14 protein-coding genes are annotated in these 17,242 nt (G+C 64.2%); all 14 read left to right on the top strand.

Annotated features, from left to right (window positions below):
* From SSA01S_RS13475 to SSA01S_RS13410, 14 genes are read left to right on the top strand one after another with little or no spacing between them, the layout of a single operon-like run.
* A complete protein-coding gene (locus tag SSA01S_RS13475) occupies nt 1–606 on the top strand; it encodes a phage connector family protein (protein ID WP_061780753.1) in 606 nt (201 codons plus the stop codon).
* Complete coding sequence (locus SSA01S_RS13470; protein WP_061780752.1) at nt 606–2,825, top strand: phage tail protein; 2,220 nt, start codon at nt 606–608, stop codon at nt 2,823–2,825. The genes SSA01S_RS13475 and SSA01S_RS13470 overlap by 1 nt, the downstream gene beginning before the upstream one ends.
* Nucleotides 2,822–3,286 carry a hypothetical protein gene (locus SSA01S_RS13465; protein ID WP_061780751.1) on the top strand — a complete coding sequence of 155 codons (465 nt, stop codon included), beginning with the start codon at nt 2,822–2,824 and terminating at the stop codon, nt 3,284–3,286. Before SSA01S_RS13470 ends, SSA01S_RS13465 begins: the two co-directional genes overlap by 4 nt.
* Nucleotides 3,274–3,684 (top strand): hypothetical protein, encoded by a 411-nt coding sequence (locus SSA01S_RS13460; protein ID WP_061780750.1) that lies wholly within the window; start codon nt 3,274–3,276, stop codon nt 3,682–3,684. The genes SSA01S_RS13465 and SSA01S_RS13460 overlap by 13 nt, the downstream gene beginning before the upstream one ends.
* Nucleotides 3,684–5,663: a hypothetical protein gene (locus SSA01S_RS13455; protein ID WP_061780749.1), complete on the top strand. Its 1,980-nt coding sequence runs from the start codon at nt 3,684–3,686 to the stop codon at nt 5,661–5,663. Before SSA01S_RS13460 ends, SSA01S_RS13455 begins: the two co-directional genes overlap by 1 nt.
* Nucleotides 5,660–8,842, top strand: a complete 3,183-nt coding sequence (locus SSA01S_RS19975) for a glycosyl hydrolase 108 family protein (protein ID WP_061780748.1) — start codon at nt 5,660–5,662, stop codon at nt 8,840–8,842. The genes SSA01S_RS13455 and SSA01S_RS19975 overlap by 4 nt, the downstream gene beginning before the upstream one ends.
* Nucleotides 8,839–11,325 (top strand): hypothetical protein, encoded by a 2,487-nt coding sequence (locus SSA01S_RS13445; RefSeq protein ID WP_156477797.1) that lies wholly within the window; start codon nt 8,839–8,841, stop codon nt 11,323–11,325. Before SSA01S_RS19975 ends, SSA01S_RS13445 begins: the two co-directional genes overlap by 4 nt.
* Complete coding sequence (locus SSA01S_RS13440) at nt 11,322–13,553, top strand: hypothetical protein (protein ID WP_061780746.1); 2,232 nt, start codon at nt 11,322–11,324, stop codon at nt 13,551–13,553. The genes SSA01S_RS13445 and SSA01S_RS13440 overlap by 4 nt, the downstream gene beginning before the upstream one ends.
* Complete coding sequence (locus tag SSA01S_RS13435) at nt 13,553–13,783, top strand: hypothetical protein (protein ID WP_061780745.1); 231 nt, start codon at nt 13,553–13,555, stop codon at nt 13,781–13,783. The genes SSA01S_RS13440 and SSA01S_RS13435 overlap by 1 nt, the downstream gene beginning before the upstream one ends.
* A complete protein-coding gene (locus SSA01S_RS13430; protein WP_156477796.1) occupies nt 13,780–14,220 on the top strand; it encodes a hypothetical protein in 441 nt (146 codons plus the stop codon). The genes SSA01S_RS13435 and SSA01S_RS13430 overlap by 4 nt, the downstream gene beginning before the upstream one ends.
* Nucleotides 14,217–14,768 carry a glycoside hydrolase family 108 protein gene (locus SSA01S_RS13425; RefSeq protein ID WP_061780743.1) on the top strand — a complete coding sequence of 184 codons (552 nt, stop codon included), beginning with the start codon at nt 14,217–14,219 and terminating at the stop codon, nt 14,766–14,768. The genes SSA01S_RS13430 and SSA01S_RS13425 overlap by 4 nt, the downstream gene beginning before the upstream one ends.
* Entirely contained in the window at nt 14,765–15,106 is a 342-nt protein-coding gene (locus SSA01S_RS13420; protein ID WP_061780742.1) for a hypothetical protein, read from the top strand. Before SSA01S_RS13425 ends, SSA01S_RS13420 begins: the two co-directional genes overlap by 4 nt.
* The gene (locus tag SSA01S_RS13415; protein WP_061780741.1) at nt 15,106–15,528 is read left to right on the top strand and encodes a hypothetical protein; all 423 of its coding nucleotides are present in this window, start codon (nt 15,106–15,108) and stop codon (nt 15,526–15,528) included. The genes SSA01S_RS13420 and SSA01S_RS13415 overlap by 1 nt, the downstream gene beginning before the upstream one ends.
* Complete coding sequence (locus tag SSA01S_RS13410; protein WP_156477795.1) at nt 15,525–17,153, top strand: hypothetical protein; 1,629 nt, start codon at nt 15,525–15,527, stop codon at nt 17,151–17,153. Before SSA01S_RS13415 ends, SSA01S_RS13410 begins: the two co-directional genes overlap by 4 nt.
* The last annotated feature ends 89 nt before the right edge of the window (nt 17,154–17,242 follow it).

Raw genomic sequence — 17,242 nt, 5'->3', positions numbered from 1 at the left:
ATGACCAGCTATACGCGCGTGGCCAATCTGGCGCTCCAGAAGATGGGTGCCGAAGACACGATCGTCGCGCGCGATCAGGACAGCCACGCTGCACGTACGATCGACACCGCATGGGACGAAGTGCGGCGGGCCGCCATTCGTGGCGGCAAGAAAGCTCCGCGCTGGAACTGTTTCGAGCGTTACGCCGAGACGCCCGCGCGCGCGATCACGCCAGCGCTGCCGCTGCCCTATGGTTGGTCGGCCGCATATCCGATGCCGGACGGCGCGCTGCGCCTGGCGGAAATCGTGTTCCCCGTGGCTGCGGCAGAAGGTGGGCGCTGGAAGTTTGCCAGCAACGAGGTGCTGTTGAAGGACGCCGGGCCGCTCAAGGCGTGGTGGCTGTTCGACAATGACGAACCGGCGTTGTGGGACAGCTTGTTCATCGAGACGTTCGCCGCGCTGCTGGCATTTCAATGCGCGGACCGCATCACCGGTGACCGTGGCCGCAAGCAGGATTGCTGGGCGGAGTACGAGGCCAACCTCGCCGCCGCGACCAAGGTCGATGCGACGGAGAATCCCCCGGTCGAGCCGGTCGAAAGCGACTGGATATTGGCGCGGTATCGCTGATGGCACACCAAACGCCCGCGACAACAAGCTGGAACGGTGGCGAACTTTCGCCGCTGATGGTCGGCCGCGTCGATACCGCGATCTATCAAATCGCAGCGGAAACGATGCAGAATTTCGTCCCCTGCATCGAAGGGCCGATGCAGAAATGCCCAGGCACCGAGCGCATCAGGGGCGCTGCACCGACGGCCGCATGGATGCTGCGTTTCGTGTTCAACCTGACCCAGGCCTACGCGCTGGAGTGCAGCGAAAAGGTCATTCGTTTCTATACCAATGGCGGGCGCATCGAGGCCGATGCCGCCACCCCTTATGAGGTTGCGGTCCCCTATGCTGCGGCGGATTGGCCCCGCGTCAGCACACAGCAGCGCTTCGATCGTCTGTACATGGCGCACAGGTCCGGTCCGCCCGCCGCATTGACGCGGACAGGTGCGACGACTTTTACCTATGCCCCGCTTGCGCTGGTCAACGGGCCGTTCGGCGATAGCAATACCGACCGGACGCGCCAGATTACGATCACGGGGGAGCTGGCGGAAGGTGGAGCCGTCACCATCGTCAGCACGACGCCGATCTTTCAGCCGGGCCATGTCGGCGCACCGTTTCAGGTCGAAGCGCTGGATTTTTCGAATGTGCAGGCGTGGAGCGTTGGTCTGAACGGGATCACGCCGGGTACGCTGCGTCGCTCCGATGGGAAGGTCTATTCCGCTGTCGAGGGCAGTCGCACGGGGACCCTGGCGCCAACGCATGAGGAAGGGGCGGAGTGGGACGGCGATACGGTCGGCAAGGACATCAACGAGAAGGGGCCCTATGGCGTCAAATGGGCGTATGTCCACGATCGCTTTGGTATCGTCCGCCTTACCGAAGTCGTTAGCGGGACCACCGCCAAGGGCGTCGTCGTTCGCCGCGTTCCGAGCAGCCTTGCCACCGTGCCAAGCTGGCGCTGGGCCCATGGTGCGTTCAGCGCGGCGGAGGGATGGCCGGACCTGGTGTTCATCCGCGACGAGCGGCTTTGCTTCTACAAGGGGTTCGACCGCTATGCGTCGGTAGTCGGCGACTATCTGAATTTCCAGGCTTATACGTCCAGCGGTTACACGGCGTCGGACTTGGCGTTCCGATACACCATCGACGCCGAAAACGTGCCGCTCTGGGTGCGTGCCGATCGCGACGGCGAGGTGATCGGCACGGCCAACCGTGAATATGCCATCGTGCCGATCAACGCGCAGGTCGGTGTGGCGGGCGGCAACATCAAGTCAGTCAAGCAATCTGCCTATGGCTGCTGGCCTGTATGGCCGGTCGAGCCAGGTACTACCGTCGTCTATGTTCAGCGTGGGGGGAAGCAACTCCGCGAAGCGGCCTATGATTTCGGTTCCGATCGCTACCAGTCCGCCAATATCAACCGGTGGGCGCGCCATATCGGCAAGCCGGGGATCGTGCAGCTAGGCCACCAAGCATTGCCGGAAGAACTGCTGTTCGCGGTGCGCAGCGACGGCGTGCTCGTCTTTCGCAGCTATGATCCCGAACAGGAAGTGAAGGGGTTTGCGCGGCGTGTCCTGGCATCCGGCGGGCGCGTCCTTTCCGCTGTGTCCATCCCCAGCCCGGACGGGACATTGGATGAAATCTGGGCGCTGTGTCAGTGGGGTGAAACCAAGTCCGTCCAGCGCATGGGCGCATGGTGGGAAATCGGCACCTCGGTTGCCGATTCCTTCTTCGTGGATGATGGCTTTACCGTCCTGCTGGATCAGCCGGCGACATCGATCCCGATCCCGAGCTGGTTGGCGGGTGTCGAGGTTTCCATCCTGGCGGACGGTGGCGTCTGTCCGAAGCAGACGGTTGCGGCGGGCGGCAACCTCACGATCGGTTATCCGGCCCGGCGCTGGACGGTCGGGCGTGGCTATCGTGCGGAATGCAAGCCGCTCCGGCCGGAGGTGCGCGACCCGACCGGACAGACCTCGCAAGGCAAGAAAAAGCGGCTGGTCAACGTCATCTTCCGCCTCTTGGAAACCGCCGGGGTTCGGATTGGCAACGGCAAGCGAGAAGAAATCATCCTCGATCGACCGACCTCGGCGCGCATGGATGCGCCGGTCCCACTCTTCACGGGTGATACGGACGGTGTTTCGCTTGGTGGCGAATGGGGGCGTGACGGAACCTACACGATCATTTCCGATGATCCGCGCCCCGCCTTCATCATCATGGCGATGCCGCGCATCGAGGTAAGCGAGCGATGAGCGTCGCGTTCCGCCGTTTCTTCTGGTTCGACGCGATCGATATCGCTGTCCAGCCGAGCCAATGGGTGCAGGCCGGTATCGACGCGCGGTACATGAGCGAGGAACAGGCGCGCGACCTGGCGCGGCGAGGGCCCGCCTGGACCGCGATCGGCGACGACGGCCGCCTGCTGTGTTGTGCGGGCATCACCGAGATTCATGCGGGGCGGCAGGGGGTCGCCTGGGCGATGCTGGCGGCCGACCTTGGCGTCGCGCAGCATCTGGCCATCACGCGGTTTGCCAAGGCGCAAATCGCCGCCAGTCCGCTGATCCGCGTCGAAAGCCTGATCAGCGACGATCCGACCGGGCGTTGCGTCAAATGGGCGTCGGCGGTCGGCCTGGAGCATGAGGCGACCTTGGCCTGCTGGGGCGCGGCCAGCGAAACCGTCTATCTCTATCGCAGGATCGCACCATGCAGGCTGTAGGCAAGGTGATCGAGGGATCGTCCTATCTCTCGCAAGGGCGGTATAATTGGGAGATTTCGGAGCGAAACGCTCTGGAAGCCGATCGCGACGCGGCCGAGCAGGTTGCGTTCAACCGCGAGCAGGTGCGCAAGGCGTTTGGTGACCAGATTGCCGCGCAGGCAACCTCCGGGTTGGAAATGGGCAGCGGCAGTGCGCTCGATCAGCTCATGGACAGCCAGGTCAACGGCATGATGGATGCCATGGCGATCCGGCGTCAGGGCGCGGTGCAGGCCGCATCCTATCGCCAGCAGGGAACGCTGGCCAAGATGCAGGCGAAGACCCAGGCAACCGCCAGCTATTTCGGTGCGGCGAAGGCGCTGACCGACAAGATGACCAGCTATGCCGGGGGAGGTGGCTGATGGCCGCCGGGCTTTATGAGCGTCAGGTCGCGCCAGGCCGGACAGCGCCACTCGATATGGCCAGCGCCGAGTCGTTCGGCGCAAATGTCGGCCGCTCGATCAGCGAGCTGGGCGAGTCGATCGACCGCTATCATCTCGTTGAACGTCGGCTCCAGCGGAACGAAGATAGCGCGGCGGCGGGCAAGTCGTTTGCCGAGTATCGCCTGGCGGCGAGCGGCGCGATCAAGGACATGCGGACGGCCGCGCAGCCGGGCGGGGCGGGCCATGCGGACGCGGTGAAGTCCTATCTGACCGAGCATGGTCAGACGCTTCTCGACGGCATCACCGACCCCCATGTCCGCCGCCAGCTTGACGAACAGATGGCCTCGTTCAACGCCGGGCTGATCGACGGCGAAGACACCTGGCAGCGGGGCCAGCGCGTCGCCAAGCTGGGTGCCGACGAGAAGGTGGCGGCGCAGACGGGCTATTCCCGGATCACGACGGCGGCATCCCTGCCGGAGGCGCAACAGGTCATCGGCGAAGAGCGTGAGGCGGCTCATGCTCGCATCAAGTCTTACACGGACATCAATGCGGATCAGCAAGCGGCGCTCCTGCGGGAATATGATCAGGGGTTGGCGCGGACCACGCTCGCGATGGTCGTTCGTACCGACCCGGCCGTCGCGGAAGGAATGCTCAAGCAGGGCGGTTTCAGTGACCTGCCGCCCGAAGAGGTGGAGCAGGGGTTTCGCGCGGCGGGTGTCGAGCAGCGCCGTCTCCAGGCGATTGCCGAGCATAAAGTCGCGCTGGAGAAGGCGGCGGCCCGCGAGCAGCTCGCGACGTTCGACGCGCGTGTCTCGTCGGGCGAGGACATCGGCGATGCCGACTTCACCAAGGCCGAGCAGCTGGCGCGCGGTATCGGCGATGACAGCGGTGTGGTCCGCATCCATACGGCGCGGATCAAGTCGGGCGTCAATCGCGAGACGCAGGGATGGACGCCCCAGCAATATCAGACCGAAATCCAGCGTCTGCGGGCGAAGGGTCAGAAGCGTTCGGCGGATGAGGACATCTATCTCAACCAGCTCGAAACGATCGCCCCGAATCGCACGACCGAATTTCGCAAGGACCCCGGCACCTGGGCGGCGCTGAACGGCAATCCGCCGCCACCCTTGGTGCCCGGCAACACGGCATCGCTTGCGCGTCGACGTGAATGGCAATCGTCGGTGTCGCGGACGACGGGCCTGCCGACGCCGTTCCTTCAGCCGCAGGAAGTCGAGAGTTATCGCGCGCTGCTGGCCGAGAGCCCCAAGGCGCGCGTCGACGTGGCGAACCAGCTCGCCAGCTTCGGCGGAATGACGGCGGTGCAGGCAGCGCGGCAGGTGGCCCCGGACGACGACATGCTGGCGCGCCTAGTCGTGTTGCAGCCTGGCGATCGGGCGGCCGCATCCAATGGCGCAGAGGCCCGCAAAGCGCATCCCCAAATGATCGACGGGAAGGCAGGCAAGACCGCACAGGATCTGTTCTTGAAGCGCGTCGGCCCGGCAACCGCGCTGATGGGGCAGGACGATGTGGCGGCCGCGTTCGATATCGCGCGTAACCTCTACGCTGATTACGCGGTGAAAAGGGGCATTCAGGAGTTCGAACCGCAAATCTGGAACGCCTTCGTGCACCGCTCGCTCGGTGGTACGCGCGACGCACAGGGCCGGTTCTTCGGTGGTCTGGGAAGCTGGGGTGGGACGAATGTCCTCTTGCCGCCGAAGCTCAACCAGAGCCAGTTCGAAGCCGTCATGACGCGCATGAATTGGAAGTCGGACCAGGCGAATGCCCCGGCCTGGCGCAACGGCACCGCCATGACGCCCGCCGATGTGCGCAAGTTCACGCCGGTTCAGCGGCCTGACGGTCGATATGAGTTTCATGGGCCGGGCGGGGCTGTCCTCCGTACGAAACAGGGTTCGGTCTGGTCGCTGGATATCGGCGCGCTGGGCGCGCGCTATCTGCCATGACGGATCGGCGATCCTCGGTCTTCCTGGACAACCGGCCGGATAGCCGGAAGCCGGGTCTTGCGCCCGAAGCCCCGCCTGCGCCCGTAACGCTGGGCCAGATCGCGTCGGCGCAATGGACGCTGGGGCGACAGGACTTCCTCGGCGCGCCGCAACAGGCGGAGATGGACGCCTATGGCCCGATCGTCACCGAGCTGGGCAAGCGGCGTCCGGCGAGCTGGTGGGACACGGTGCGTGGCAGCAACCGTTATGTGCAGATCGGCCAGCGATCGGCCGGTATCAACGCGGACAATGTCTGGGCCGACGTGCTGGCCGAGCGGGGGCGTGATCCCGATTTCCTAAAAGACGTGCCCGCGACCAATGCGGCGGAGTTTTCCGCCTGGGTCAAGAGCGAGGAATTGCGCCGTCGCCGTGCCGCGCAGACCGTCGTCGCCGGAGAGTCCGGCGTCGGGCAAAAGGCATTCGGGTTCGGCGTCGGCGTTGCGACGGGGTTGGTCGATCCGATCAACCTAAGTGCGATGGTCCTTACCGGTGGCGGCGGGGCCGCGCCGACCATCTGGCGCGGTATGGCCCGCGAAGCATTGATCAACGGCGCGATCGAGGGCGTGGAGATGCCTCAGATCATGTCCAACCGTGCCGCATTCGGCGAGGATATGACGGCCGGTGATGTCGCGCTCGATATTGGTGTGGCGATGGTGGGCGGTGCCGCTTTCCATGCGAGCGGTCGTGGTGTCGTCGCCGGTGCGGCGCGCGTGGCGGACAGTTCGGTCGGCCGGGCGACCGGCCGCGCCCTCACGCCGCTGGCGCTGCGCATGGCAGAGCTGCGTCAGGCCAGCGACATCGATGTCGTTCGGGCGTTTGCCGACGCCGTCCCGGCCGAATATCGGACGCCCGATCAGCAGGCAGCCATTCATGTCGTCGAGCGCGAAGCCGATATCGACGCCAGCAATCCGTTCGTTCGCAACGCGGCAGGCGACGACGCTCATGCGGAGCGACTGGAGGCCGCGCTGCGGGCGATGCTGGCGCCAGATGCCAACCGTGGGGCCCTTGCGGCCACGACGGCGTTGGCCAGCGGCAATGCGGTTCCGTTCATTCCCCGCGCCGCGCCGTCGGCGGGCACCCGGCCGAACCTGTCCCCGGACCGCGTTATCCGTTTCGTTATCAACGATCTGGAGGGCGGTGCGCAGGTCGTCCGTTATGGCTCGGGAGACGGGGGAACCACGAAGTACGGAATCGCGGCGAAGTTTAATCCGGGTGTCGACGTCGCCAATCTGACCGAGGGCCAGGCCGCCGCGATAGCGCGGCGCAAATACTGGTTTCCCGAACTGGATCGTGCCGATCCGCGTGTCGCGGCGGTGGCGTTCGATGCCGGTTACATCGCTGGACCAAAGGTCGGCAAGCGTATCCTGGCGGAAAGCGGCGGTGATCCGGCAAAGGCGCTGGCGTTGTATCGTCAACATCTTGAGCATGTTGCCGATACCGTTGAGGGCAAGGCCAAATACCGCATCGGCTGGCGCAGGCGCGTCGACAAGCTGGCACGGATGACCGCCAGCGGTGAAGACCGCGTGCAACTGGAGCCATTGGGATTTGCAGCGGACGCGGCCGATGATCTGGCCATTGCGCAACGTTCCCTCGACCAAGCTACGATGGAAGCGGACATGGCGGCCGTCGAGGCGTCGCGCCCGGTTAACCCTGAAGCGCCAGCGCGTGTTGCTGAACCTGATGCTCCAACGGCCGGGGAGGGTTCGGCGGTCATGGAGGGGGCGGAGCCCAGTCCGGTCGCCGACATGCCGCAGGTCCCCGCGATCGACCCGGAGGCGCGGGCGGCTGTTCGTCGCTATATCAGCGACACGCGGGGATCGCTCCAGCCTGCCAAGGTCGCCAAGGCGCTCGGTCTGGCGGAGGATGATGCGGCGCGAATCGTCGAGGCGCTGGCGGCCGATCCGCGCGGTGGTCTGGTGCGTCAGGGCAAGGCGGGCCGGATCATCCGCCGCCCGGTCCGGCGCGCGCCCGTCGATCTGTTCCGGTTCCTCGCCGATCGCGGCGGCCTGCGCGACGACGAAGGCCATAGCCTGATCGCCGGTCGCGGCCTGGACCGCTTTGTGCCTGGTGCCGGTCCGCTATTTCGCGAAACCGGCATGTCGTTGGATCGCGCGCGTGAGTTGGCGGCGGAGGCGGGCTATTTTCACGATCGTGCGCCCGACGACGCGATGGCGGAAACCACGACCGACGATTTCATTCAGTTGATGCAGAATGCCGACCGGGAGCCGGTCTATACGCTGGCCGATCTTGAGGCGGTTGCCGATCGCGAGGCGAGGGCGGCGGCCAGCGAACAGGCGGCGATGGTGCGCAGCCATATCGACGCCCGCCTAACCGAACATGGTTTCGGCTTCGATCGTGATCAGACCGCCCGCGCGGCCGCGTTGATGATCGAGCGCGACATGGAGCCCGATGAGGCGATCCGTGCCGTGGTAAACCAGGACATTGCCGAGGCGCTTGACGACGCCCGCATGGAGGCAGACAGTGACCGCTATGACCTTCTCGCCGAAGACTTCGAACGGACGCTCGTCGACGCCGAACGCGGCATTGACAGCGATCGTGTCGGACAAGCAGCTAACGGCGCAGACGCGGGCCAAGGCGGAGAGGGCCTTGGCGAACCTCGCGGCGCTGGACAAGGCGGCGCGGCCCTCGACGAGCGACAAGCCGACGGTCTAGCTGGGCCTACGCCCCTCGACGATGTTCGCGGGCGCGCTTTCGATGATCCGAACGGACCTGGGGCTGTCGCGGTCGTCGACAGCCTGATTCACGACCTGCGGGCGCAGCTCGATGCGGCCATTCCGTTCAATCCCAGCCACCGGGAATACCGGTCGCTCTCGCCTGTCGGTACGCGGCGGGTGATGGGCATCGACGCGGTACGTCGCGAAGCGATGGTGCAGGCGCAGAAGCTGAAGCTGGATGACGTGCTGTACGACCGCATCCTCGCCTATGAAGGCGGGGACGCGGAGTTCGGCCCCATCCGCATTGTCGAGGGGCACCCCGAGGCGCTGGACGCGGCGCATGGCTCCACAATCCGAACCGATTTCCGCATCGATGACGAGGGCGTCGAGCGGAGCCTGCGCGACATTTTGGACGATATCGACGCGGACGACGCGGCGATCAAGGCAGCGAGGAATTGCCTGTGAGCTTGGGCGTCTGCATTCCGGGCATGGTGGAGCGTGGCGAGATCAGCGCCGCCAAGGGGCAGGAGATGGCCCGCCTGTTCGATACGCTGGAACAGGACTTCAAACGCCAGTTCGGTGACCAGGCGGCATCGGCGATGGCCACCGACGCGACCCTTGCCGCGATGGAGCGAGAGGCGCTGCGCAAGAAGCGGTTGGCCCTGGGCCAGGTGCAGGCGCAGCAGCGCATGGTGATGGAGATGGGGTCGTTCGGTGGCCGCAATCCGACCGAGCGCGGGCCTATTGATCCGCGCGCTGCTGTGGCCCTGTTCGATCGTGATGGCCGGGCGAGCTATTCGAATGTCGAGGGGCGGCGCAAGGCGATACGGGCCCGCACCTTGGGGATGATCGACGGGTTGCTTGCCCGCCACCATACCGACCCGCTCAGCCGTGTTCGGAACAAGGCTCAGTTGGATGACCTGGTTCGTGAGCTGTTCGGCGAAGATACCGGAAACCTGTCGGCGCGCGAGCTGGCCAAGTCGTGGACGGAAGCCGCGGAAATGCTGCGCCAGCGCTTTAACGCGGCGGGCGGGGCGATCGGCAAGCTGGACGGATGGGGTCTGCCGCAAGCCCATGACACGCGGGCGGTGCGCGCGGCGGGCTATGAGGCGTGGCGCGACGCGATCCTGCCCGGGTTGGACCGGCAGCGTATGGTCGACGAGCGAACCGGCCTGCCGTTCAGCGACGGCGGGCTTGAGCTGGCCTTGCGCGACGTGTTCGAAACCATCCGCACGGATGGCTGGAACAAGCGGGCGGCCGGTCAGGCCGGGGGCAAGAGCCTGGCCAATTCACGTGCGGACCATCGTTTCCTCATCTTCCGCTCGGCCGATGACTGGATGAAGTATCAGGAGGCGTTCGGGGTCGGCTCGGCCTTCGACGCGATGACCGGCCATATCGACGGCATGTCGCGCGACATCGCGCTGATGGAGATTTTGGGGCCCAATCCGACCGCTTCCGTCCGGTGGCTCAAGGATACGCTGGAGCGTACGGCCGCGCTCGATACCGCGCCGGACAGCCGGGCGGTCGATCGTGCGTTCGGTGCGACGCGCAAGATCGATCGCCTGTACGATGAAATCACCGGCGCGGCGGGGCGGCCGGAGAACCGCACGATGGCGCTGGCCTTCTCGTCGCTTCGCTCGTTCCAGACGGCCGCCAAGCTCGGCTCGGCAATGCTTTCGGCGACGACGGACGTTGCCTTTCAGGGCATGACGCGCCGCTTCAACGGCCTTGCCAGCACGACGATCCTGCCGGGTTACGTCAAGATGTTTCGGCCTGGCGCGGTTGCAGACCAGCGCCAGGCGGTCCGGCTGATCGGCATCGCCGACGAATGGTCGAAGCGTGCCAGCGGCCAGCAGCGCATTCTCGGCGAAGAATTGACGGGCGAGGTTTCCCGCCGCCTGGCTGAAGGTGTGCTGCGGGTGTCTGGCCTGTCGCGCTGGACGGAGGCGGGGCGCTGGGCATTTGGCATGGAGTTTCTGGGTCACATCTCCGATCAGGTGGATACGCCCTTCCAGCTTCTGAATTCGGCGTTCCGGCGCTCGCTAGAGCGATACGGCATCGATGGGGCGGGCTGGGACGCCATCCGCGCCACGCCGCTGGAAATGGACCGTGGCGCGGCTTGGCTCAAGCCGTCGGCGGTTGAGGATCGCGAGCTGGGCGACCGCCTGTACGAAATGATCCTGTCCGAAACCGATTATGCCGTTCCGACCGCCGACCTTCGGACCCGCGCACTTATCAACTCGGTTGCTCCCAAGGGCAATTTCTTCGGCGAAATGGTGCGGTCCGCCGCGCTGTTCAAAGGCTTCGGCATCTCACTGCTTATCATGCAGGGGCGTCGAATCATGGACATGAGCGGCTACAGCAATCGGGCGCTGTATACGGGCGGCCTGGTGCTGACGACCACGATGATGGGTGGTCTGGTTCTCCAGCTCAAGGCGTTGGCTGGCGGCAAGGATCCTCGGCCGATGGATGATCAGAAGTTCTGGGGCGCGGCCGTGCTGCAAGGCGGCGGTTTCGGCATCTTCGGTGATTTCCTCCAGTCGACGACGAACCGTTTCGACGGAGGCTTTGCGGGCACCTTGGCGGGGCCGTTGGCTGGTGACGCGCAGAAGCTGGGTGAGTTGGGTCAGCCGATCGCCGACGTGCTGACCGGCACCCGCGAAGACCTGGCGGAGAAGCATCTCGCTTCCACCCCGTGGAAGGCGGCGCGGCTGGCCCGTTCTGAGCTTCCCGGTGGCTCGCTCTGGTATGCGCGGCTCGCATTCGACCGGATGCTGACCGACCAGCTCCAGGCCGCGATCGACCCCAATTACACGGAGAGCTGGGCGCGCATGGAAAAGCGCGCGCGCGATCAGCGGACACAATTCTGGTGGGAGCCGGGAGCCGTGATTCCTGATCGCACGCCGGACTTCGATAATGTGCTGATGACTGAGGGGGGTGATCAATGACCGTCGCAAAACTGCCGCGTATCAATGAGTATGTCGGCGCGGCGGGCCCGATGTCGTTCCCGATCAAATTCCAGTTTCTCACACAGGCCGACATCTCCGTCGCGCTGCGTGACGCGCAGGGCAACGAGACGATCGCCGGGGCAGGCAGCTTCACTGTGTCGGGTGGCGATGGCAACAAGGGCGCTGTCACATTCTCGGTTGGGACGGCGGGTTTCACTGTCGTCATTCGTGGTCGCACGGAAATCAGCCAGAAGACCGAATACCCCTTCGGCACCAATTTTCCATCGTTCAACCATGAACGCACGGTCGATCGTGCGGCGATGATTGATCAGGAACAGCAGGATCAAATAGAAGACGCGAGAGCGCGCTCACTGATGTTGCCCGCCGGTTCCATCCAGCCGGACTTTACTTCGGCCGACTTCGATGGACCGGTCAAGGTGCTGACGCTCGATCCCGTGACGCGGACGGTGCAACCCGCCGATTCCCGCGCCTTCGCGGGTGTCCCTGGCGTGGGCGGTAACACCTTTCTAACGTTGCAGCTGCTTCGTGACCTGGATCCGACGAAGTATCAATCGGCCACTCTGGCAGACGGCGTAAACCCGCCGGTCAGTTATGCCTATGTGGCGGGGAATTTCACGGGCAAAGACGACAACGTCAACGTCGTCAGGCTGAACGTCGTGCCTTTGTCGGTCGGGGCTCTCGTTCGACAGGGCGCCCAGTCCGTGTCCTATGCGTCCCCGGTCGCGATCGGCGCGCCGCAGGGGCAGGACGAAGTGAATCTTAAGCTCATCGACGTCTACGATGCGATGACCCTCTCCATGCGCGCCGCTTTTCGGTCGGGCAGTCGATCCTATGATGCCGGGCCCGCACTTCAGGCGATCATGGACTATGCGCAAGGAGCCAACAGCCAGGCCGATGCAGCGGGTGGCGTCGAGCTGCAATGGCGCGAGGGTGTCTATGTCACCAGCAAGGGCCTGACCAACCGGTTCCGCGCAGACAAGAGCATCATTGACGACAACGACCTGCGGCGCATGAACATGCGTGGCGGCGGATCAGCGAACACCGCCTTGATCTATAACGGCCCGAACGATGGCGTCGCCTATGACGTTCGCGGCGTCAACGACGGCCCCGGCCGCGACCTCTACCATGTGGTCAAGGGGATGCGGCTCCTGCGGTTTCCGCTGAATAGTCGGACCGCCACGGGCATGCGTGCGCGATACGTTGCTGACCTGCACATGGAAGATTTCATGGTGTATGGGTTCGCCACCGGCCTGCTGTTGCAGGACGTGCTTGGCGTCAGTGCCGATCGGCTGTGGGTCCTCGCCAACGATGTGGGGATGCGTATGGGGCTGGTTGATTGGACCAACCCGAACGTCTGTCGATTCACAAACGGGCGATTTGGCGGGAACCAGTCGATCGCGGCGCATATCATTCGCGGCGCGAACATCGGCTTTTATGGCACGCGCTGGGAGGGCAATGGCGCGGATCGTTCGAATACGGCCATCACCCTCTTGTACGAGGGGGGGCCACCCGAAGGCGCTCATGCCCTCACCCTCGACGACAACTATTTCGAGAACAATCGCGGTATCGCTGACGCCTCGTTCGCCTGGGCCAGTCCTTACGATGGTATAGTCACAATACGTGACACGACGTTCCACCGCGCGTTCCCGGTTGGCGGGGTCGCTGGAAGTGAGCGTTATGTGCAGCATCACGTCGATACGGCTGTCGTAGGCGCTGCTTTGGCGGCAGGTTCCAAGCTGCACATTGTTCACGATGGAAACGGTTATAAGTCATTTGGCGACTATACGCCTTCTCCGCTGCGCAAAGTTTTACGCGTGCAAAGTCCCGACAATACGTTTGTCCGAGAAGGGCAGAACTACTATCAGAACGATATCGAGCGACCGGAAACAAATAATGGGCCGTTCATTGGTGCGACGTATCCTGTCGTATCTGTCACTGTCGAGGCGACTGGCGCTTACGATCTAGACACCGACTTCACTGTCAACGTCGCAACCGTTACAAAGACCGGAACTGGTGTGTACCGGGTGTCCTACAGGAAACAGCCGCGCCAGCCGCTGCGCGTCAACCCCACCGCAACGCTTTTCAATGGGATGGGCACCGCGACGATTTCAGGCCGGGCGAACGAATATCTTGAAGTGACTACGCTCGACACGACGGGGGCTCCGGCTGATCGCGCGTTCACGCTCAATGCATTGGGGAGTTTCTAATGTCACAGTATCGCGGACCTGACGGTATTGTCGATGCTGAGCAATGGAATGGTCAGCCGCTGGCGGGTGTGACGATTATCCAGCGCAAATGGGGCGTCGCTGGTGCCGTCCAGGTCGTCGACGGTGAGCAATGGATGGCCCCAGGCGACTGGCTCATTCGGGGTAATGACGCATTGTGGGTGGTCAGTCCTGCGATCTTCGCGGTCGATTACCATCCGATGAGCGCGTGACGGACATGAACGCTGTTGCGCGCATCGCGGCTGCCTCCTTCGAGCGTGCCCCGTGGGGCTGGGTGCTTTGTCTCGCGGTCGTGAGCGCGATCCTGAAGGGCTGGCCTGCTATTCAGGATGCGGCGACGCGGGCGAAGACCGCACTGGTCGACCGGAGATTGTCGCGGATCGAAAAGCTGGAGGCGCGCATCGAGGATCAGCGAGTGTCGTACGAGGTCGAGGTAAAAATCCTGCGCCATCAGCTGAATAATGTCAGTTCGTGCTTGGATGCAATCCTGCTGCTGATCGAGGTGGCACCAGATCGCGCGCGCGAACATGTCGCGACCATCCGGGCGATGCGAGCAGAGCAGAGCAATTTCGAGGTGGCGGAAAAAGCGGCGATTGCCGCCGCGCGGGTCGCAGCCGCTGCATCTGCGGTAAAGGAGGCGCAAGCATGAAGACGATCGGGCAGCTTATCGACGAGGTGATCGTTCGCGAGGGCGATTACAGCAACCATCCGGCCGATCGCGGCGGGCCGACCCGCTATGGCGTGACCGAGCAGGTGGCACGTGCCAACGGCTATGCCGGTGACATGAAGGTTTTTCCTCGCGACCGTGCGGTCAGCATTTATCGGGCGACCTACTGGACCCGGCCAAGTTTCGATCAAGTGGCGGCGATCGCACCGTTGGTCGCGGCCGAGTTGTTCGATACCGGTATCAATATGGGCGTGACCGTCGCGGCCGGGTTTCTCCAACGCACGCTGAACGTCCTGAATCGGGGGGCGACCGACTATCCCGACATGGTCGCCGATGGCCAAATCGGGCCGGTGACGCTGTTCGCGCTACGGGCTTTCTTGGCCAAGCGGGGCGCGGCCGGGGAGCGTGTCCTGGTGAAGGCGCTCGATGCTCTCCAAGGCGAGCGCTATATCCAACTGGCGGAGTCGCGCCCGGCCAATGAGGCATTCGTCTATGGCTGGATCAGCGAGCGCCTGGGGCAGGCGGCGTGAGCGCGGCCGAAGATCCCGCGAAGGGCATCGTCGTGCCTCCGACTGTTCTGGCGGGGCAGGCGAAGGCACAGCTACGGCTTGGCCTGGCGGCGATCGGCGGGGCGCTGGTGCTGCGCAAGGCGCTCCCGGAGTGGGCCGTCAACGACCAGATGCTCGACCTCGTCGCGGGCCTCATCATCTGGGGCGTCGCGGCCGGTTGGTCGTGGGGCAAGAACAAGCTGAACCACGCGCGCTGGGTCGCGGTCGCGGCAAATCCACGCGTGCCTAGCGATGTCGTGACGACGAAGGGAGCAGAGATGGCGCAGGCCATCGCTGACGATAAGCGGGGGGATATTTAATGGTCGATATCTATGCGGGCTCCGAGCTGGCGCTGGGCGAGGCGGCGGTTCCGGTAATAGCCAAAAGCGGGAAGGCTGCGCGGGCGCCAGCGATGGTGTTGATCCGGCCCGACGGTTCCGCCATTGATACCGAGCGGCAGGACAATCTCAGCCTCATCAAGGCCAACGTGGTTGCGCCAGCCCAGAAAGTGAAGGGCGGCGACTATTATTGGACGGTCGTGGGGACTTTCAATGGAGCGTCGGTTCAGCTTCAAGCGCTAGGGCCGGATGAGCAGACTTGGCTCAATATCGGCCCTGCAAAAACGGCGTCTGATACGACGGCAACAGCCGGCGTTGGCATCGGCTGCAACGCGATCGTGCGTGCTTCGGTGACGGGTGGCGCTCCATCCGGCCTGTTCGCTTCGCTAAACCTCGTTCCATGAGTAGTCGAGCGATCCGCAACGGGTGGCCGCTTGCTCCCGGAGCCCGTGCCGTCGCTCCAGCCGGTCCCGCGTGGGTGTTCGGACCCTCGGCATTCAAGACGGTGGGGGCGGCCCTGTATCTCATGGGTGCAGGCGATGCGACGAGGCTGACCGAACTGGCCGACGTGTATTTGCCGCCGCAGCCAGCGGGCTGGCGCGTCGTCTTCGTAAATTTCGGGCTCGACTCCAACACTCGCGCACCCGGCTATGCTCGTGAGCTATTTCCGGGGAACGTCAATACGCTGGACTACGTGGCGTCCTTCACCGGAGCCGGTGGAACTGGAACGCGGACCGGCCTGACCTTCAGCGGTGCGACCAGCACGGTTATGAGTGACGGCGGGTTCGCCATCAGCGATCCGGTCGCAACGGCGTTTCCGGGTGGCTTCCTGCGCTACTCAATCACCACGCCGGGGGTCGGCGCATCGCGGCCGCGTGGGTTGACCAGCATGAGTCAGTTTGGCGAGCTGCGTCGCCACTTGGCCGCGCCGGACATGAGCAAGGCGGCTGGTGGTGCGATCAACGGCGTCGGCGTCACCGCCAATACCTCCAACGGCTATTCGCCGGTCGCGGTGCTGGTCCCCTGGTCACGCCAGCCGAGCGTTCTGGAGATTGGCGACAGCATCACGCAACAGGACGATATCACGCAGCTTGCTAGCGCCCGCGGCATGGTGGGCGGTATTACACGCGGGCTGGACGACGACGGCGTGACCGGACGCTTCGGTGTCGGCAATTTCGGTCATCATGGTGCTCAGATGATCGACTTCATGAGCCTTGCGGACGGTCGTTTTGGACTGCGGTACAGGCTTCTTGCCAATATCCGTAACGTGATAAACGGGGGCCAGGTGTGGCCGTTCTCCGCGATCTGGAGCCAAGGGCTGCGGAACGATTTCTCGGCGATGTCCTATCCGAACGGGACCGACCCGGCTGTGGTTGTCGCGGACATGCAGGCTCGTGCCGCCACATGGTGGGATTTTCTGGCCAAATCGTTTCCCGGTGTCCCCATCGTCCAGTCGACGATCACGCCGCGCACCACAGATAGCACGACGGCGCGAACGTCGCTGGCTGCCCAGGCAGGCAATGGGTTGCCGAGTCAGGCACCCCTGCAAGCGGTCAACAACTGGATCATGACGCAGCCGAGCCCACTGGCGTTATCGGTCGACCTGCGTCCAGCATACCAAGCGCCGGACGACGGCACCGGTACGCCCAAGTGGAAACTGACGGCAATCGCTGCGGCCGGAGGTGCGCCACTGGCCACCGCGTTGGCGGTGGGCGTCGACATCGGCGGCGTCGGCCTTCGTCTGACCAGCCCTCTGGCTCCAGTGCCGGGTGAATATGCCGTTTTTGAGCCGGGAACTGCGAATATGGAAATTGGCCCACAGATCGGAACTAGCATCGTAAACAACAACGACGGTTCATTCACGGTCAAAACGGCAGGCAGCTATACCATCAAGCGGGCTCACGCGGCTGGCTCGATCGTATCCACGACGCATTGCTCGGATGGCACGCATCCTGGCTCCGGTGCCCAGCAGGCGGCTAGTGCGCCCGTCATTGCCAGCAAGCCCGCTCTGGTGCTGGCAACAGCGTGAGATGAGGCATTCCGACGATTGGCTAAATTCCAGCCAAAATCGGAATGCCTGAAATTCTTAAGTCATTGAAAAATAACAATTGTTCTAAC

Source organism: Sphingomonas sanguinis NBRC 13937, assembly GCF_001591005.1.
Lineage (GTDB): Bacteria > Pseudomonadota > Alphaproteobacteria > Sphingomonadales > Sphingomonadaceae > Sphingomonas > Sphingomonas sanguinis.
This window is presented reverse-complemented; position numbering and strand designations above follow the sequence as displayed.